Here is an 18,295-nt window from a genome sequence, read left to right as displayed (position 1 = left end):
CGCGCGCCCCCGAGCGCGACAAGGGGGCCCCGCTGGCCGAGCGTCCGGGCAAGCCGGCGCGCAAGCCGATCGCCAAGCGTCGTCCGCAAGCCGCCGGTGATGGCATGCGTCCGGGCTTCAAGCGCTAAGCGTCAGCTGAAATGAAAAAAGGACTCCTCGGAGTCCTTTTTTCTTGCCTGGAATTCGATGGATTTTTGTAGGAGCCTGCGATTCTGGAACGGGTTGCTATCAGCTGGCGCAGGCGAGCCGGTTCCGCCCATCACGCTTGGCGCAGTAGAGCGCGTTGTCGGCGCGGCGCAGCAGGTCGTCCACTGACTCGCCGGCATCGAGCGAGGCGCAGCCCAGGCTGATCGACAGCGGCAAACGTTTGCCGTCGATGGCCAGGTCCAGTTCCTCCACGGCGCGCCGCAGCCGCTCGCCCACCTGGGCGGCGCTGCTGCCGGAAGTGTTGGAAAGCAGCACGAGGAACTCCTCGCCGCCAAAACGGAACACCATGTCGACGTTGCGCAGGCTGGCCTTGATAGCATCTGCCACCGCACGCAGGGCGTCGTCGCCGATACTGTGGCCATAGACGTCGTTGATCTGCTTGAAGTGGTCCAGGTCGAGCATCAGCACCGACAGTGGCTGCAGGTGGCGCCGGGCGACCTCGACCTCGCGGGTCAGTGCCTGGTCCATGGCAATGCGGTTGCCGGTGCCGGTGAGCGCGTCGCGCAGGGCCGACTGTACCGCAGCGCGGTAGAGCAGGGCGTTGCGCAGCGGGTAGAGCAGGCAGGCCATCAGCGATTCCAGCTGGCCCAGCTCGGCCTCGGAGAAGCGCAGGCGGCGACGGAAGCAGAGCTCGCCCAGGTACTCGCCGTCGTGAATGAGGCGGTAGTCGGCGCTGTGCTGTGCCGCGTCACCGAATTCCAGGCGCAGGTCGGCCCCGCTGTGATGGTAAGCCAGGTAGTCCACCGGCAGCAGGCGCTGAATCTCGCTGAAGAACACCGCCAGGATGCGGTCGGCTTCCAGGCTCGCCTGCAATTGCAGGTTCAGATGCTGGCGCAGCTCCAGCAGGTCGAGCGGGCGCCCGGAGCGCTGGCGCGGCTCTTGGGCGGCCAGGCGCTGGAGCTTGGCGGCATCAAAATCGATGGTGTTGGACTTGGGGGGAACCATGGCGCGAGGCAACCTCTGGCGCGTTTCATACGGCGACAGGAGGGACAGAGCGATTTCCGTGCCAGCCCTCGAAAAATCTCCAAAAGAGGGCTTATGGACCGACAGGAGGGGGCTTGGGTTCCGAAAGTAGGGAGGATTTGTCAGAAGAATGGCGAAATGATGGCACTTTGCGCGAAGGGGAAAAGCGAAGTTGCCAGAAAACCGGCGGAAAGCGGCGCCCTCGATGCGGGGCGAGGGCGCCGTGTATCGGGTGTCAGTCCTGGGCGTTGAAGGCCTGGCCGTTGACGCCCTTGCTGTCCGGGCCCATCAGGTACAGGTAGACCGGCATGATCTCTTCGGGCAGCGGGTTGTTGAACGCGTTCTCGCCCGGATAGGCGTGGGCGCGCATGGCGGTGCGGGTGGCGCCGGGGTTGACGCTGTTGGCGCGCACGCGGGTGATGTCCTCGCATTCGTCCGCCAGCACCTGCATCAGGCCTTCGGTGGCGAACTTCGACACCGCGTAGGCACCCCAGTAGGCACGACCCTTACGGCCGACGCTGCTGGAGGTGAAGATCACCGAGGCGTCCTCGGAGAGCTTGAGCAGCGGCAGCAGGGTGTGGGTCAGGCTGAACATGGCGTTGACGTTCACCTGCATGACGCGGGTGAAGTTGTCGGTGGAAATCTGCTCGATGGGCGAACGCAGGCCGAGGATCGAGGCGTTGTGCAACAGGCCGTCGAGCTTGCCGAACTCCTTCTCGATGGTGGCCGCCAGCTCGTCGTACTGGTGCGGCAGGGTGGTTTCCAGGTTCAGCGGGATCACCACCGGTTCCGGATGGCCGGCGGCGACGATCTCGTCATACACCTCGTTGAGGTAGTCCTCGGTCTTGCCCAGCAGCAGCACGGTGGCGCCATGGGCGGCGAAGGTGAGCGATGCGGCCCGGCCAATGCCGCGGCCGGCGCCGGTCACCAGGATCACGCGGCCCTTGAGCAGGTCGGGACGGGCGGAATAGTCGAACATGGAGGCTCCTTCGGAGAGCGGCAAGCTTCAGGCGGTCAGCGGCAAAGAGCGGCGTGAACGTGAAGCTTGCGGCGTGTTGCTTGAGGCTGCTTCAGCAGCTGCAGAGGGCGCGGTCGAGGACGGCCAGCAGCTCGCTCGGGTGGTTGACGATGACGTCGGCGCCCCAGTGCGCGGGGTTGTCGTCCGGGTGGATGTAGCCATAGCGCACGGCTGCAGTCTTGGTCCCGGCGGCGCGGCCCGACTCGATGTCGCGCAAATCGTCACCGATGAACAGCACTTCCGACGGATCGACCTTCAGCTGGCTGCAGGCCAGCAGGAGCATTTCCGGGTCCGGCTTGCTGTTCTTCACGTGGTCCGGGCAGACCAGCACGGCGGAGCGCTCGGCCAGCCCCAGTTGCTGCATGATCGGCGCGGCGAAGCGCACCGGCTTGTTGGTCACCACCCCCCAGATCAGCCGCGACTGCTCGATGCTTGCCAGCAGCTCGGGCATGCCGTCGTACGGGCGGGTGAAGACAGCGCAATGCTCCTGGTAGCGGTCGAGGAACTCCTGGCGCAGGGTCTCGAAGCCGGGAGCTTCCGGGTCCATGTCGAAGGTCGCGGCGACCATGGCGCGGGCGCCACCGGAGACCACGTCCTGGATGCGCTTGTCGTCGATCGGCGCGCGGCCATGGGCTTTGAGCATCGCCTGGCAGACGGCGATGAAGTCCGGCGCGGTGTCCAGCAGCGTGCCGTCCATGTCGAAGAGAACCGCTTTGAGCATGCGATTCACTCCTCGCGCAGGGTCTGGATCATGTAGTTGACGTCGACGTCGTCTGCCAGCTTGTAGTGCTTGGTCAGCGGGTTGTAGGTCAGGCCGATGATGTCCTTGACCGCAAGGCCGGCGTCGCGCGACCAGGCGCCCAGCTCGGAGGGGCGGATGAACTTCTTGAAGTCGTGGGTGCCGCGTGGCAGCAGGCGCATCACGTATTCCGCGCCGACGATGGCGAACAGATAGGCCTTCGGATTGCGGTTGATGGTGGAGAAGAACACCTGGCCGCCGGGCTTGACCATCTTGTAGCAGGCGCGGATGACCGAGGCCGGGTCCGGCACGTGTTCGAGCATCTCCAGGCAGGTCACCACGTCGAACTGCTCGGGCATTTCCTCGGCCAGCTCTTCGGCGGTGATGCGGCGGTATTCCACCGGCACGCCGGATTCCAGCTGATGCAGCTGAGCGACGGCCAGGGGGGCTTCGCCCATGTCGATGCCGGTGACGGTGGCGCCCCGCTGGGCCATGGCTTCGCTGAGAATGCCGCCGCCGCAGCCGACGTCGAGCACCTTCTTGCCGGCGAGGCTGACGCGCTCGTCGATCCAGTTGACCCGCAGCGGGTTGATGTCGTGCAGGGGCTTGAACTCGCTTTCGCGGTCCCACCAGCGGTGGGCGAGGGCCTCGAATTTGGCGATCTCGGCGTGGTCGACGTTGCTCATGGTGTCCCTATGTTTATAAAGCTGAAAAACGAATGCCGCCTATGATGCCAGCTTCGTGCGGCAGATGGGGCGCGGCATGACAGATTGTCGCAGCGGCGGCCCACATGGCTGGCCGCGCTGCGCGAGGATGTCCGGGCTTGAGAGGGCTCAGGCGCCGGCGATCTTGCGACCCCATTCGCCGGCGACGGCGATCAGGCGCTCTTCGTCCAGGCGGGTGAGTTTGCCGTCTTCCAGCAATTGCTTGCCGCCGACCCAGACGTGGCGCACGCAGTCGCGGCCGCTGGCATAGATCAGCTGGGAAACCGGCTCGTAGACCGGCTGCTGGGCCAGGCCGGAGAGGTCGAAGGCAGTCAGGTCGGCGGACTTGCCCAGTTCCAGGCTACCGGCTTCCTGCTCCATGCCCAGGGCGCGGGCGCCGTTCAGGGTGGCCATGCGTAGGGCGCGATGGGCGTCCAGCGCGGTGGCCTGGCCGGCCACGGCCTTGGCCAGCAGGGCGGCGGTGCGGGTTTCGCCGAGCAGGTCCAGGTCGTTGTTGCTGGCTGCGCCGTCGGTGCCGATGGCGACGTTGACGCCAGCCTGCCACAGGCGTTCCACCGGACAGAAACCGCTGGCCAGCTTGAGGTTGGACTCGGGGCAGTGCACCACCGAACTGTTGGTTTCCACCAGCATGGCCAGGTCCTCGTCGTTCACCTGGGTCATGTGCACGGCCTGGAAACGCGGGCCGAGCAGGCCGAGGCGGTGCAGGCGGGCCAGCGGCCGCTCGCCGTTCTTCTCCAGCGCCTGCTGGACCTCGAAGGCGGTCTCGTGGACGTGCATGTGGATGCCCGCGTCCAGCTCCTCGGCGAGCATCAGGATGTTTTCCAGCTTGTCGTCGCTGACGGTGTAGGGCGCGTGCGGGCCGAAGGCCACCTTGATGCGCGGGTGGTGCTTGAGGTCGTCGCGCAGCGCCAGGCCCTGGCGGATTGCCTCGTCGGCGTCGCGGGCGCCGGGCACCGGGAAGTCCAGCACCGGCACGCTGATCTGTGCGCGCACGCCGGCCTTGTGCACCGCCTCGCAGGCCACCTGCGGGTGGAAGTACATGTCGGAGAAGCAGGTGATGCCGCCCTTGAGCTGTTCGGCGATGGCCAGTTCGGTGCCGTCGCGGACGAAGTCCTCGCCAACCCACTTGGCCTCGGCCGGCCAGATGTGCTCCTGCAGCCAGGTCATCAGCGCCAGGTCATCCGCCAGGCCGCGGAACAGGCTCATCGCTGCGTGGCCGTGGGCGTTGATCAGGCCGGGGGCGAGCAGCATGCCCGGCAGTTCGCGGGTTTCCGTGGCCGGATGGCGCAGGGCCTCGGCGCGCGGGGCGAGCAGGGCGATGCGGCCGTCGCGGATGCCCAGGCCATGGCCCTGCAGGACGATGCCGGCAGGTTCCACGGGGACGATCCAGGTGGGGAGCAGAAGCAGGTCGAGCGGGGCTTTGGCGGTGGGCATGAAGCGCATCCTGGGCGCGGCGGAGAGAGGGCCGGAGTATAGCCGAGCGCCTGCGCCTCCGGCTCGGTATACTCGGCGCTTTTACCCGCTCGTGCGGGAATATTCCTGGGGGCCGGGAAAGGCCCGCGATTCCATTCGAATGACGAGGTGTTCCATGCGTGAGCGACTGTTGGCGGCCGAACGGGTTACGGCCATTGATTGGCGCAAGGGGACCCTCCGCCTGCTGGACCAGCGCCTGTTGCCGCTGGAAGAAACCTGGCTGACCTATGAAAGTGCCGAAGGCGTGGCCGAGGCCATCCGCCAGATGGTGGTGCGTGGCGCGCCGGCCATCGGCATTGCCGCCGCCTATGGCGTGGTCCTGGGCCTGCGCGCCCGCCTGGCCAGCGGTGGCGACTGGCGTGCGGCGCTGGAAGAGGACTTCACCCTGCTGGCCGAGTCGCGGCCGACCGCGGTCAACCTGTTCTGGGCGCTGAACCGCATGCGCGACCGCCTGGAGCGTCTGAAGCCGGGCGAAGACCCGATGCCGGTACTGGAAGCAGAAGCCATCGCCATCCATGAAAGCGATCGCGAGGCCAACCTGACCATGGCCCAGCTGGGCGTGGAGCTGATCCGCAAGCAGCACAGCGGCCCGCAGAAGATCCTCACCCACTGCAACACCGGCGCCCTGGCCACCGGTGGCTTCGGCACCGCGCTGGGGGTGATCCGCGCTGCGCACCTGGAAGGCTTGATCGAGCGCGTCTACGCCGACGAAACCCGCCCCTGGCTGCAGGGCGCCCGTCTGACCGCCTGGGAGCTGGCCAACGAGAACGTGCCGGTCACCCTCAACGCAGACGCCGCCGCCGCGCACCTGATGAAGACCGAAAGCATCACCTGGGTCATAGTCGGGGCCGACCGCATCACCGCCAACGGCGACGTGGCCAACAAGATCGGCACCTACCAGTTGGCGGTCAACGCCATGCACCACGGGGTGCGCTTCATGGTGGTGGCGCCCAGTTCGACCATCGACATGAGCCTGGAAAGCGGCGAGGACATCCCGATCGAGGAGCGCGACGGCCGCGAACTGCTGGAAATCGGCGGCAAACGTGTCGCCGCCGAGGTCGATGCCTTCAATCCGGTGTTCGATGTGACTCCGGCGGACCTGATCGACGCCATCGTGACCGAGCGCGGCGTGGTCGAACGCCCGGACGCCGAGCGCATGGCCCAGCTGATGAGCCGCAAGCGCCTGCATTGACGGGGCCTGCGGCAATTCATCGAGGGGCTTGGGCGAGGGTAGGGTTTGACCCTGGCTTGTGGTAAGCTCCGACGGTTCTTCGGGGGGCGTTTTCGCACCCCCTTCAGCATCGCGGATCAGCGCAATAAGTCGTTGATTTGTAGAGAGTCGGTGGCGCTTTGATGGCGCACCGCGCTCCGCCGGGCTCAGGACGAGCGTGGCGGAGTCCCATTTGAAAAAGGAACCAGGCTTCTCATGGGCGAACTGGCCAAAGAAATCCTCCCGGTCAACATCGAAGACGAACTCCGACAGTCCTACCTCGATTACGCCATGAGCGTGATCGTCGGTCGTGCCCTGCCCGATGCGCGCGACGGCTTGAAGCCCGTGCATCGCCGCGTCCTGTACGCCATGAGCGAACTGGGCAACGACTGGAACAAGCCCTACAAGAAATCCGCCCGTGTGGTCGGCGACGTGATCGGTAAGTACCACCCGCACGGCGACACCGCGGTGTACGACACCATCGTCCGCATGGCCCAGCCCTTCTCGCTGCGCTACATGCTGGTCGATGGCCAGGGCAACTTCGGTTCGGTGGACGGCGACAACGCCGCGGCCATGCGATACACCGAAGTGCGCATGGCCAAGCTCGCCCATGAGCTGCTCGCCGACCTGGACAAGGAAACCGTCGATTGGGTGCCCAACTATGACGGCACCGAGCAGATCCCGGCGGTCATGCCGACCAAGATCCCGAACCTGCTGGTCAACGGTTCCAGCGGTATCGCCGTGGGCATGGCGACCAACATTCCGCCGCACAACCTCACCGAGGTGATCGACGGCTGCCTGGCGCTGATGGACAACCCCGAGCTGTCCATCGACGACCTGATGAACTACATCCCCGGCCCGGACTTCCCGACCGCGGGCATCATCAACGGCCGTGCGGGCATCATCGAGGCCTATCGCACCGGTCGTGGCCGCATCTATATCCGTGCCCGCGCCACCATCGAGGACATGGAAAAGGGCGGCAACCGCCAGCAGATCATCATCACCGAGCTGCCCTACCAGCTGAACAAGGCCCGCCTGATCGAGAAGATCGCGGAGCTGGTGAAAGAGAAGAAGATCGAAGGCATCACCGAGCTGCGCGACGAGTCCGACAAGGACGGCATGCGCGTGGTCATCGAGCTGCGCCGCGGCGAAGTGGGCGAGGTCGTGCTGAACAACCTCTACGCCCAGACCCAGCTGCAGAGTGTCTTCGGCATCAACGTGGTGGCCCTGGTCGACGGCCAGCCGCGCACGATGAACCTCAAGGAAATGCTCGAGGTCTTCATCCGCCACCGCCGTGAAGTGGTGACCCGCCGGACCGTCTACGAGCTGCGCAAGGCCCGCGAACGCGGCCACATCCTGGAAGGTCAGGCCGTCGCCCTGTCGAACATCGACCCGGTGATCGAGCTTATCAAGACCTCGCCGACCCCGGCCGAAGCCAAGGAACGCCTGATCGCCACCGCCTGGGAATCCAGCGCCGTGGAAGCCATGGTCGAGCGCGCCGGCGCCGACTCCTGCCGTCCGGAAGACCTGGACCCGCAGTACGGCCTGCGCGACGGCAAGTACTACCTGTCGCCGGAGCAGGCCCAGGCCATCCTGGAACTGCGCCTGCATCGCCTGACCGGCCTGGAGCACGAGAAGCTCCTGTCCGAGTACCAGGAAATCCTCACCCTGATCGGTGAATTGATCCGCATCCTGACCAGCCCCGAGCGCCTGATGGAAGTCATTCGCGAAGAGCTGGAGAAGGTGAAGGCGGAGTTCGGCGACGCCCGCCGCACCGAGATCGTCGCGTCGCAGATGGACCTGACCATCGCCGACCTGATCACCGAAGAAGAGCGTGTGGTGACCATCTCCCACGGCGGCTACGCCAAGTCCCAGCCGCTGGCCGCCTACGAGGCCCAGCGTCGCGGTGGCAAGGGCAAGTCCGCCAGCGGCGTGAAGGACGAGGACTACATCGAGCACCTGCTGGTCGCCAACAGCCACGCCACCCTGCTGCTGTTCTCCAGCAAGGGCAAGGTCTACTGGCTGCGCACCTTCGAGATCCCGGAAGCCTCCCGTACCGCCCGTGGCCGTCCGCTGGTGAACCTGCTGCCGCTGGACGAAGGCGAGCGCATCACCGCGATGCTACAGATCGACCTGGAAGCCGTGCGCGCCCAGTTCGCCGGTGAAGACGGCGATGATGACGACGTGGTCGCCGAGCAGGTCGCCGAAGTGGTGGAAACCGAAGAGGCCGAAGAGGGCGACGACGCCGACTTCAGCCAGGACGAGCCGACCGGCGCGTACATCTTCATGGCCACCATGAAAGGCACCGTGAAGAAGACCCCGCTGATCCAGTTCACCAAGCCGCGCTCCAACGGCCTGATCGCCCTGAAGCTGGAAGAGGGCGACTCGCTGATCGCCGCCGCCATCACCGACGGTTCGAAGGACGTGATGATGTTCTCCAACGCCGGCAAGGTGATCCGCTTCAAGGAAAGCAAGGTGCGCATCATGGGCCGTAACGCCCGTGGCGTGCGCGGCATGCGCCTGGCCGAAGACCAGCGCATCATCTCCATGCTGATCCCGGAATGCCGCGAGGCGCAGATCCTCACCGCTTCCGAGCGCGGTTACGGCAAGCGCACCCCGCTGGCCGACTACCCGCGCCGCGGCCGTGGTGGCCAGGGCGTGATCGCCATGGTGATCAACGAGCGTAACGGCAACCTGGTCGGCGCCGTGCAGGTGCTGGATGGCGAGGAAATCATGCTGATTTCCGACCAGGGCACCCTGGTGCGTACCCGCGTCGACGAAGTTCGCGGTGCGGGCCGTAACACCCAGGGCGTGATCCTCATCAAGCTGGCCGCCGACGAGACCGTCGTGGGCCTGGAGCGGGTGCAGGAGCCTACCGTCGTGGAAGACGACGTCATCGACGGCGAGATCGTCGAAGGCGAAGTAGCGGACGAGAACCAAGAAGCAGGCGAAGCTGCGGCTGAAGAAGCCCCGCAGGCCAGCGAAGACTGATAGCGAGAGTGGATGTGAGCAAGCGAGCCTTTAACTTCTGCGCCGGTCCCGCGGCGCTTCCCACCGAGGTGCTGGAGCGCGCCCGCGCCGAACTGCTGGATTGGCAGGGCAAGGGCCTGTCGGTCATGGAGATGAGCCACCGTAGCGACGACTACGTGGCCATCGCCGAGAAGGCCGAGCAGGACCTGCGCGACCTGATGAACGTGCCGTCGAACTACAAGGTGCTGTTCCTGCAGGGCGGCGCCAGTCAGCAGTTCGCCGAGATCCCGCTGAACCTGCTGCCCGAAGACGGCGTGGCGGATTACGTGGAAACCGGCATCTGGTCGAAGAAGGCCATCGAAGAGGCTCGCCGCTTCGGCAACGTCAACGTGGTTGCCAGCGCGTCCAAGTACGACTACTTCGCCATCCCCGGGCAGAACGAGTGGAACCTGTCCAAGGACGCCGCCTACCTGCACTACGCGTCCAACGAGACCATCGGCGGCCTGGAATTCGACTGGGTTCCGGAAGTCGGCGACGTTCCGCTGGTGGTGGATATGTCCTCGGACATCCTCTCCCGCCCGACCGACGTGTCGAAGTTCGGCCTGATCTACGCCGGCGCGCAGAAGAACATCGGCCCGTCCGGGCTGGTAGTCGTCATCGTTCGCGAAGACCTGCTGGGCCGTGCCCGCAGCATCTGCCCGACCATGCTCAACTACAAGGTCGCCGCCGATAACGGCTCCATGTACAACACTCCGGCTACCTACTCCTGGTACCTCTCCGGCCTGGTCTTCCAGTGGCTGAAGGAGCAGGGCGGCGTCGACGCCATGGAGAAGCGCAACCGCGCGAAGAAGGACATGCTGTATTCCTTCATCGACAGCAGCGACTTCTACACCAACCCGATCCAGCCCAGCGCCCGCTCCTGGATGAACGTGCCGTTCCGCCTGGCCGACGAGAAGCTCGACAAGGCCTTCCTCGAAGGCGCCGACGCGCGCGGCCTGCTCAACCTGAAAGGCCACCGTTCGGTGGGCGGCATGCGTGCCTCCATCTATAACGCCCTGGGCCTGGACGCCATTGAAGCCCTGGTCGGCTACATGGCCGAGTTCGAGAAGGAGCACGGCTGATGAGCGACGCTGACCAGCTCAAGGCTTTGCGCGTACGCATCGACAGCCTCGACGAGAAGATCCTCGAGCTGATCAGCGAACGCGCCCGCTGCGCCACCGACGTGGCGCGCGTGAAGATGGCCTCCCTGGCCGAAGGCGAGAAGCCGGTGTTCTACCGGCCCGAGCGCGAGGCCTGGGTGCTCAAGCACATCATGGAGCTGAACAAGGGCCCGCTGGACAACGAGGAAGTCGCTCGTCTGTTCCGCGAGATCATGTCCTCCTGCCTCGCCCTGGAGCAGCCGCTGAAAGTGGCCTACCTCGGCCCGGAAGGCACCTTCACCCAGGCCGCTGCGCTCAAGCACTTCGGCCACGCGGTGATCAGCACCCCGATGGCCGCCATCGACGAAGTGTTCCGCGAAGTCGCCGCCGGCGCGGTGAACTTCGGCGTGGTGCCTGTGGAAAACTCCACCGAAGGCGCGGTCAACCATACCCTCGACAGCTTCCTCGAGCATGACCTGGTGATCTGCGGCGAGGTGGAACTGCGCATCCACCATCACCTGCTGGTGGGGGAGAACACCAAGACCAACAACATCACCCGCATCTACTCCCACGCCCAGTCCCTGGCCCAGTGCCGCAAGTGGCTGGATGCGCACTACCCGAACGTCGAGCGCGTGGCGGTCTCCAGCAACGCCGACGCCGCCAAGCGGGTGAAGAGCGAATGGAACAGCGCGGCCATCGCCGGCGACATGGCCGCCAGCCTGTACGGCCTGGACAAGCTGCACGAGAAGATCGAGGACCGCCCGGACAACTCCACGCGCTTCCTCATGATCGGCAACCAGGAAGTACCGCCCACCGGCGACGACAAGACCTCCATCATCGTCTCCATGCGCAACAAGCCGGGTGCGCTGCATGAGCTGTTGGTGCCGTTCCACACCAACGGTATCGACCTGACCCGCATCGAGACCCGCCCGTCGCGCAGCGGCAAGTGGACCTACGTGTTCTTCATCGACTTCGTCGGCCACCACAAGGACCCGCTGATCAAGGACGTGCTGGAAAAGATCAGCAGCGAAGCCGTTGCCCTGAAGGTGCTGGGTTCCTACCCCAAAGCGGTTCTCTGAGAAACCGCGAGCCGCAAGCCACCGGTGCGCCGGGGAACGGCTTGCGGCCCATAGCTTGAGGCTTTTAGCGATGTCGTGTGATTTCCTTGCCCTGGCTCAGCCGGGCGTGCAGAAGCTTTCCCCCTATGTGCCCGGCAAGCCGGTCGATGAGCTGGCCCGTGAGCTGAAGCTCGATCCTGCCGGCATCATCAAGCTGGCCAGCAACGAGAACCCGCTGGGCCCGAGCCCGAAGGCGCTCGAAGCGATCCGCGCCGAACTGGCCGAGCTGACCCGCTATCCCGACGGCAACGGCTTCGAGCTGAAGAGCCGCCTGGCCGCTCGCTGTGGCGTCGGCACCGCGCAGGTGACTCTGGGCAACGGCTCCAACGACATCCTCGATCTGGTCGCCCGCGCCTACCTCGCGCCCGGCCTGAACGCCGTGTTCAGCCAGTACGCCTTCGCCGTCTACCCGATCTCCACCCAGGCCGTCGGCGCCCAGGGCAAGGTCGTGCCGGCCAAGGAATGGGGCCATGACCTGGAAGCCATGCTGGCGGCCATCGATGCCAACACCCGCGTGGTCTTCATCGCCAACCCGAACAACCCCACCGGCACCTGGTTCGGCCCGGATGCGCTGGAGCGCTTCCTGTCGCAGGTTCCGGAGAACGTCCTGGTGGTGCTGGACGAGGCCTACATCGAGTACGCCGAAGGCGAGGAACTGCCGAATGGCCTGAAGTACCTGGCCCGCTACCCGAACCTGCTGGTTTCGCGCACCTTCTCCAAGGCCTATGGCCTGGCGTCGCTGCGTGTCGGCTACGCGATCTCCTCGGCGCAGGTCGCCGACGTGCTCAACCGCGTGCGCCAGCCGTTCAACGTCAACAGCCTGGCCCTGGCCGCCGCCTGCGCCGCACTGGACGACGTCGAGTACCTGGCCGAAGGCAAGCGCATCAATGACGAAGGCATGGCCCAGCTGGAAAACGGCCTGCGCGCACTGGACCTTCAGTGGATTCCTTCCAAGGGCAACTTCATCGCCGTGGACCTCAAGCGCGACGCCGGCCCGGTCTACCAGGCCCTGCTCGCCGAAGGCGTGATCGTCCGCCCGGTCGGCGGCTACGGTATGCCGCAGCACCTGCGCATCTCCATCGGCCTGCCGGCCGAGAACGCCCGCTTCCTCGAAGCGCTGGCCAAGGTGCTTGCCCGTGCCTGATGTCCAGCCGCACAAGCTCCGCCGCCTCGTCGTGGTGGGGCTCGGCCTGATCGGCGGCTCCTTCGCCAAGGGCATCCGCGAGAAGGGGCTGTTCGAGGAAGTGGTCGGCGTCGACCGTGATCCGGAAACCCGCCGCCTCGCGGTGGAGCTGGGCGTGGTCGACCGCTGCGAGGAAAGCCTCGCCGCCGGCTGCCGCGAGGCGGACGTGATCCAGCTTGCCGTGCCGATCCTGGCCATGGAGAAGGTCCTCGGCGAACTCGCCACCTTCGATCTGGGCAACGCCATCCTTACCGACGTGGGCAGCGCCAAGGGTAACGTGGTACGTGCCGCGAAAGCGGTGTTCGGCGGAATGCCGTCGCGCTTCATTCCCGGCCATCCCATCGCAGGCTCCGAGCAGAGCGGGGTGGAAGCGGCCAACGCGAAACTGTTCCGCCGTCATAAAGTCATCCTCACGCCGCTGGATAATGCAGACGCGGACGCGGTCCAGTGCGTCGAGAGCCTCTGGCGTGGGTTGGGCGCGGATGTCGAGCAGATGGACGTGGAGCACCACGACGAAGTCCTGGCGGCGACCAGCCACCTGCCGCACCTGCTGGCCTTCACGCTGGTCGACTCGCTGGCCAAACGCAGCGAGAATCTGGAAATCTTCCGCTATGCCGCTGGTGGCTTCCGCGACTTCACGCGGATCGCCGGCAGCGACCCGGTGATGTGGCACGACATCTTCCTCGCCAATCGCGGGGCGGTGCTGCGCATCCTCGACGTATTCCGTGACGACCTCGATGCGCTGCGCGAGGCCGTTGACAAGGGGGACGGGCAGCAACTGATGGGCGTCTTCACCCGCGCCCGGGTTGCCCGCGAGCATTTCAGCAAAATCCTGGCCCAACGGGCCTATGTGGACGCCATGCACAACAATGACCTGATTTACCTGGCCCAGCCGGGTGGCCGCCTGTCCGGACGTGTTCGCGTACCGGGCGACAAGTCCATTTCCCATCGCTCGATCATGCTCGGCTCCCTGGCCGAAGGCACGACCGAGGTGCAAGGCTTCCTCGAAGGCGAAGACGCCCTGGCCACCATCCAGGCGTTCCGCGACATGGGCGTGGTCATCGAAGGCCCGCACCACGGTCGCGTCACCGTTCATGGCGTCGGCCTGCATGGCCTGAAGCCGCCGCCCGGCCCGATCTACCTGGGCAACTCCGGGACCTCCATGCGCCTGCTCAGCGGCCTGCTGGCGGCGCAGCCGTTCGATTCGACCCTGACGGGCGACCCGTCGCTGTCCAAGCGCCCGATGAATCGCGTAGCCAAGCCGCTGCGCGAGATGGGAGCGGTGATCGAGACCGGTCCGGAAGGCCGTCCGCCGCTGACCATCCGTGGCGGCAAGAAACTCACCGGCATGCACTACGACATGCCGATGGCCAGTGCCCAGGTCAAATCCTGCCTGCTGCTCGCCGGCCTCTATGCCGCCGGTAGCACCTCCACCACCGAGCCGGCCCCGACCCGCGACCACACCGAGCGCATGCTGCGCGGCTTCGGCTACCCGGTCGACGTGGAAGGCGCCACCGCCAAGGTCGAATCCGGCCACAAGCTGACCGCCACCCAGATCGAAGTCCCGGCGGACATTTCCTCCGCTGCCTTCTTCCTGGTCGCCGCGAGCATCGCCGAAGGTTCCGACCTGGTGCTGGAACACGTCGGCATCAACCCGACCCGCACCGGCGTCATCGACATCCTCAAGCTGATGGGCGCCGACATCACCCTGGAAAACCAGCGTGAAGTAGGCGGCGAGCCGGTCGCCGACATCCGCGTGCGTTCGGCCAAGCTCAAGGGCATCGACATCCCCGAAGACCTGGTGCCGCTGGCCATCGACGAGTTCCCGGTACTCTTCGTCGCCGCCGCCAACGCTGAAGGCCGCACCGTACTGCGCGGCGCGGAAGAGCTGCGGGTGAAGGAATCCGACCGCATCCAGGTCATGGCCGACGGCCTGATCGCCCTGGGCGTGAAAGCCGAACCGACCCCGGACGGCATCATCATCGAAGGCGGCGCCTACGGTGGCGGCGAAGTCTGGAGCCACGGCGACCACCGCATCGCCATGTCCTTCAGCGTGGCCTCCCTGCGTGCCGGCGCGCCGATCCGCATCCACGACTGCGCCAACGTCGCGACCTCCTTCCCGAACTTCCTCGGGCTGGCCTCCGGCGCGGGCATCCGCGTTGCCGAGGAGAAGAACTGATGAACGCTGAATGGCCAGTCGTCGCCATCGACGGCCCCAGCGGTTCCGGCAAGGGCACCGTCGCCGGCCTGCTGGCCAAGCGCCTGGGCTGGAACCTCCTGGACTCCGGCGCGCTGTACCGCCTGCTGGCGTTCGCCGCCGGTAACCACGGCATCGACCTGACCAACGAGGAAGCCCTCAAGGTCCTGGCGGCGCACCTGGACGTCCAGTTCACCCACGCCAAGGGCGGGCAGGGCCAGCACATCATCCTTGAAGGCGAAGACGTCACCGACACCATCCGCACCGAACAGGTCGGCGCCGGCGCCTCGCAAGTCGCCGCGCTGCCGGCGGTGCGCGACGCCCTGCTGCAACGCCAGCGCGCCTTCCTCGAAGCACCCGGCCTGGTGGCCGACGGCCGCGACATGGGCACCGTGGTCTTCCCCAGCGCCCAGCTGAAGATATTCCTCACCGCTTCGGCCGAAGAGCGCGCCCGCCGCCGCTACCTGCAGCTCAAGGGCAAGGGCATCGAAAGCGACCAGGCACAACTGGCGGAGGAAATCCGCGCCCGCGACGAGCGCGACAGCCAACGCGCCGTAGCGCCGCTGAAGCCGGCCAAGGGTGCCATCCTGGTGGACTCCACCTCGATGAGCATCGATGAGGTGGTGAACAGCATCCTCACCGAAATCGCACGGCTCGGCCTGAGCGATTGATTCGATCCGCCTCGTTCGAGTCCTAAGGCTCGGACGAGGCGACTTATTACTTCGGAAATGGCTGTCTGCGTCTGCAGACTCCGCCTGCATCCCTGAAGCCTCATAACCTTCACCATTCCCGCCACTGTTTTCCAGGGTCGCTCGCGAGGAGCTGATCCGAGTCGGTCGGGGGTCGCTTGTCCAATCTCGCTAATCGTGCCTGGTCCGAGCGCGCCGGGCTGATATTGTCGCTGGCCCGGCGGGAGCTCGAATCCCGCTATCGCGGCACTTTCCTGGGTTCTGTCTGGGTCGTGGTCGCGCCGCTGCTGATGCTGGCGGTCTACACCTTCGTTTTCGGCCATATCCTCAAGTCGCGCTGGGGCGGCGACCAGGACACCACCTCATTCGCCCTAACCCTGTTTTCCGGGCTACTCCTCAACGGCTTCTTCGGGGAGTGCCTTGGTCGCGCTGCGTCAGTGATGCACAGCCACAGCAACTACGTGAAGAAGATGGTGTTTCCCCTCGAGGTGATTCCGCTATCGGTCGTTACGGCCGCGCTGGCCAATGCCTCGGTAGGTTACGGCGTTCTGGTGCTGGCCATGCTCCTGCTGGGGCATGCGCCTGGCTGGGAGACCCTTTGGTTACCGGTCGCGCTGCTGCCTTTCGTGGTCTGTGTCGGTGGGCTGGTGTGCCTGATCGCGGCGCTGGGCGCCTATTTCCGGGATGTTGGCCAACTTGTGCAGTTCATCCTGGTCCTGACCCTGTTCCTCAGCCCGGTGCTTTATCCCCTGTCGAGCTTGCCGGAGGCCGCGCGTGGCTACCTTGCGCTGAATCCGCTGACGATCCCGGTGGAGATGGTCCGCGCGTTGCTGTTCGACGCACCGATGCCTTCGGCTACGCAGATTACTGGCTATTGCCTGGCCGCCGGGGTGATGGCACTCGTCGGAGGCTGGCTGTTCCTGCGTGTGAAGAGTGGGTTCGCCGATGTGCTCTGAGTACGCAGAGGTGCTTGCCGTGGAGCGTCTGGGGCAGCGGTTGATCCGTAGCGGGCTGGTGTCCGCTCAGGAAATCGAACGCGCGCTGGAGCTGCAGGCGCGCATCGGTGGCCGTCTAGGGGGCATCCTGATGCGCTCCGGCGCGATCTCCGAGACGGTATTGCTGGATGTGCTGGCGGATCAGTTGCAAATGCCATTGGTGGGGAAATCTCTGGACGCGCCTCGGGCCGAAGAGCTGGTAACGGCCTTGGAGAAGTCCCGCATCGTGCCGCACTGGTTCCTCACCGAGCAAATGGTGCTCTGGGAGGATGCTGCGGACAGGCTACTGGTGGCGGCGCGCGACCCTCTGGATCCGGCCCTGCGGGATGTCTTGCGACTTTTCTATCCGGGGCGCGAAGTACTCTGGGTGCTTTGCCGCGCGCAGGATCTGGATGCCTGGTTGCGGGTGCTGGATGAGCACCAGCAACGTGACGGATGGAAGTCGCGGATGTTTGCCGAGGACGACGTTCGGCACCTGCGGGAAATGGCGGAAGAGGCGCCCATCGTCGAACTGGTCAACAACGTCATCGGCCAGGCGATCGAAAAGCGTGCTTCGGATATCCATATCGAGCCGGGTGAATTCAGCTTCCAGATCCGCTTTCGCATTGATGGCGTGCTGCAAGCCCAACTCACATTGCCACGAGAACGCTTCGCTGCGGTGGTATCGCGGATCAAGCTGATCTCCGCCATCGACATCGCCGAGCGCCGCTTGCCGCAGGATGGCCGCATGAGCGCGCGGGTCGGCGGAAAGGAAATGGATATCCGCGTTTCCAGTCTGCCCGGCGTGTACGGTGAGTCAGTGGTGATGCGTTTGCTGCCCAAGGAGCGCGAGGGATTGCGTCTGGAGAGCCTGGGCATGCTGCCCGATCATCTGGAGCAGATGCGGCGCTGGACGCTGGAGCCCCACGGCATCCTCCTGGTGACCGGCCCCACCGGCTCGGGCAAGTCCACCACGCTTTATGGCTGCCTTGAAACCATCAATGACGGCGTGCGCAAGATCATCACGGTGGAGGACCCGGTCGAGTACCAGGTTCCCAATATCACCCAGGTGCAGGCCCATGCCGACATCGGCCTAACCTTTGCCGCGGCCCTGCGCTCGATCCTGCGCCAGGACCCGGACGTAATCATGATCGGCGAAATCCGCGATCTGGAGACCGCGGAGATTGCCGTGCAGTCTTCCCTGACCGGGCATCTGGTTTTCTCCACCTTGCACACTAACGATGCGGTGAGTGCCTTTACCCGCCTGATCGACATGGGGGTGGAGCCATTTCTAGTCGCCTCTCCGGTGCGGGGGGTTCAGGCCCAGCGACTGGTGCGCAACCTGTGCCGGTATTGTGCGCAACCCCAGGTGCCACCTATGGGTCAGGCGGAGCTTAAGTTCATCGATTCTGCTGGAAGAGCCCTCTTTCCCGAGCGTCGCGCTGAATGGAAGCAGGCCGTCGGCTGTGATCATTGTCAGGGCACCGGCTATCACGGGCGCCTGGGCATCTACGAAATGATCGATGTGCGACCGCAGATGCAGGAATTGATCATGCAGCGCTCGCCGGTGGAACAGATGCGGCGCCTGGCCAGTGAGCAGGGCTTCCGTTCGCTGCGCGACGACGGTCTGATCAAGGCCTGGATGGGCTTGACCTCGGTGGATGAGGTCCATCGCGTGACCAGCGGCTGA

14 protein-coding genes are annotated in these 18,295 nt (G+C 65.6%); 9 read left to right on the top strand and 5 right to left on the bottom strand.

The window, feature by feature from the left end; genetic code table 11:
- Positions 1–228: 228 nt before the first annotated feature.
- The 5 genes from O6P39_RS19260 to O6P39_RS19240 form a co-directional block, all read right to left on the bottom strand.
- On the bottom strand, positions 229–1,152 hold the full coding sequence (locus tag O6P39_RS19260; protein WP_275608048.1) for a GGDEF domain-containing protein: 924 nt from the start codon (positions 1,150–1,152) through the stop codon (positions 229–231).
- A gap of 253 nt (positions 1,153–1,405) precedes the next feature.
- A complete protein-coding gene (locus O6P39_RS19255) occupies positions 1,406–2,149 on the bottom strand; it encodes a YciK family oxidoreductase (RefSeq protein ID WP_275608047.1) in 744 nt (247 codons plus the stop codon).
- 91 nt (positions 2,150–2,240) lie between these two features.
- Entirely contained in the window at positions 2,241–2,918 is a 678-nt protein-coding gene (mupP, locus tag O6P39_RS19250; protein ID WP_275608046.1) for an N-acetylmuramic acid 6-phosphate phosphatase MupP, read from the bottom strand.
- Positions 2,915–3,613 carry a bifunctional 2-polyprenyl-6-hydroxyphenol methylase/3-demethylubiquinol 3-O-methyltransferase UbiG gene (gene ubiG, locus O6P39_RS19245; protein ID WP_275608045.1) on the bottom strand — a complete coding sequence of 233 codons (699 nt, stop codon included), beginning with the start codon at positions 3,611–3,613 and terminating at the stop codon, positions 2,915–2,917. Before ubiG ends, mupP begins: the two co-directional genes overlap by 4 nt.
- A gap of 147 nt (positions 3,614–3,760) precedes the next feature.
- Positions 3,761–5,086, bottom strand: a complete 1,326-nt coding sequence (locus O6P39_RS19240; RefSeq protein ID WP_275608044.1) for a TRZ/ATZ family hydrolase — start codon at positions 5,084–5,086, stop codon at positions 3,761–3,763.
- A gap of 154 nt (positions 5,087–5,240) precedes the next feature.
- Here O6P39_RS19240 and mtnA point away from each other — a divergent pair, with 154 nt between their 5' ends.
- From mtnA to O6P39_RS19195, 9 genes are all read left to right on the top strand, one after another.
- On the top strand, positions 5,241–6,317 hold the full coding sequence (gene mtnA / locus O6P39_RS19235; RefSeq protein ID WP_275608043.1) for an S-methyl-5-thioribose-1-phosphate isomerase: 1,077 nt from the start codon (positions 5,241–5,243) through the stop codon (positions 6,315–6,317).
- 234 nt (positions 6,318–6,551) lie between these two features.
- The gene (gyrA, locus tag O6P39_RS19230) at positions 6,552–9,326 is read left to right on the top strand and encodes a DNA gyrase subunit A (protein ID WP_275608042.1); all 2,775 of its coding nucleotides are present in this window, start codon (positions 6,552–6,554) and stop codon (positions 9,324–9,326) included.
- Positions 9,327–9,340: 14 nt separating this feature from the next.
- The gene (serC, locus tag O6P39_RS19225; protein ID WP_275608041.1) at positions 9,341–10,426 is read left to right on the top strand and encodes a 3-phosphoserine/phosphohydroxythreonine transaminase; all 1,086 of its coding nucleotides are present in this window, start codon (positions 9,341–9,343) and stop codon (positions 10,424–10,426) included.
- Positions 10,426–11,523 (top strand): prephenate dehydratase, encoded by a 1,098-nt coding sequence (gene pheA, locus O6P39_RS19220; RefSeq protein WP_243808806.1) that lies wholly within the window; start codon positions 10,426–10,428, stop codon positions 11,521–11,523. The genes serC and pheA overlap by 1 nt, the downstream gene beginning before the upstream one ends.
- A 70-nt stretch (positions 11,524–11,593) precedes the next feature.
- Positions 11,594–12,706 (top strand): histidinol-phosphate transaminase, encoded by a 1,113-nt coding sequence (gene hisC / locus O6P39_RS19215; protein WP_275608040.1) that lies wholly within the window; start codon positions 11,594–11,596, stop codon positions 12,704–12,706.
- Entirely contained in the window at positions 12,693–14,924 is a 2,232-nt protein-coding gene (locus tag O6P39_RS19210; protein ID WP_275608039.1) for a bifunctional prephenate dehydrogenase/3-phosphoshikimate 1-carboxyvinyltransferase, read from the top strand. The genes hisC and O6P39_RS19210 overlap by 14 nt, the downstream gene beginning before the upstream one ends.
- On the top strand, positions 14,924–15,613 hold the full coding sequence (cmk, locus tag O6P39_RS19205) for a (d)CMP kinase (RefSeq protein ID WP_275608038.1): 690 nt from the start codon (positions 14,924–14,926) through the stop codon (positions 15,611–15,613). The genes O6P39_RS19210 and cmk overlap by 1 nt, the downstream gene beginning before the upstream one ends.
- A gap of 176 nt (positions 15,614–15,789) precedes the next feature.
- The gene (locus O6P39_RS19200; protein WP_275608037.1) at positions 15,790–16,587 is read left to right on the top strand and encodes an ABC transporter permease; all 798 of its coding nucleotides are present in this window, start codon (positions 15,790–15,792) and stop codon (positions 16,585–16,587) included.
- Positions 16,577–18,295 carry a type II/IV secretion system protein gene (locus O6P39_RS19195; RefSeq protein WP_275608036.1) on the top strand — a complete coding sequence of 573 codons (1,719 nt, stop codon included), beginning with the start codon at positions 16,577–16,579 and terminating at the stop codon, positions 18,293–18,295. The genes O6P39_RS19200 and O6P39_RS19195 overlap by 11 nt, the downstream gene beginning before the upstream one ends.

The organism is Pseudomonas sp. PSE14, from assembly GCF_029203285.1.
Lineage (GTDB): Bacteria > Pseudomonadota > Gammaproteobacteria > Pseudomonadales > Pseudomonadaceae > Pseudomonas.
The sequence above is the reverse complement of the archived record's forward strand: the minus strand, read 5'-3'. Positions and strand labels throughout refer to the sequence as shown.

Coding starts and splice junctions, on each gene's coding strand:
- O6P39_RS19260 (WP_275608048.1), bottom strand. CDS start 1,152: ATGGTTCCCCCCAAGTCCAACACCATCGATTTTGATGCCGCCAAGCTC.
- O6P39_RS19255 (WP_275608047.1), bottom strand. CDS start 2,149: ATGTTCGACTATTCCGCCCGTCCCGACCTGCTCAAGGGCCGCGTGATC.
- ubiG (WP_275608045.1), bottom strand. CDS start 3,613: ATGAGCAACGTCGACCACGCCGAGATCGCCAAATTCGAGGCCCTCGCC.
- O6P39_RS19240 (WP_275608044.1), bottom strand. CDS start 5,086: ATGCCCACCGCCAAAGCCCCGCTCGACCTGCTTCTGCTCCCCACCTGG.
- mtnA (WP_275608043.1), top strand. CDS start 5,241: ATGCGTGAGCGACTGTTGGCGGCCGAACGGGTTACGGCCATTGATTGG.
- gyrA (WP_275608042.1), top strand. CDS start 6,552: ATGGGCGAACTGGCCAAAGAAATCCTCCCGGTCAACATCGAAGACGAA.
- pheA (WP_243808806.1), top strand. CDS start 10,426: ATGAGCGACGCTGACCAGCTCAAGGCTTTGCGCGTACGCATCGACAGC.
- hisC (WP_275608040.1), top strand. CDS start 11,594: ATGTCGTGTGATTTCCTTGCCCTGGCTCAGCCGGGCGTGCAGAAGCTT.
- cmk (WP_275608038.1), top strand. CDS start 14,924: ATGAACGCTGAATGGCCAGTCGTCGCCATCGACGGCCCCAGCGGTTCC.
- O6P39_RS19195 (WP_275608036.1), top strand. CDS start 16,577: ATGTGCTCTGAGTACGCAGAGGTGCTTGCCGTGGAGCGTCTGGGGCAG.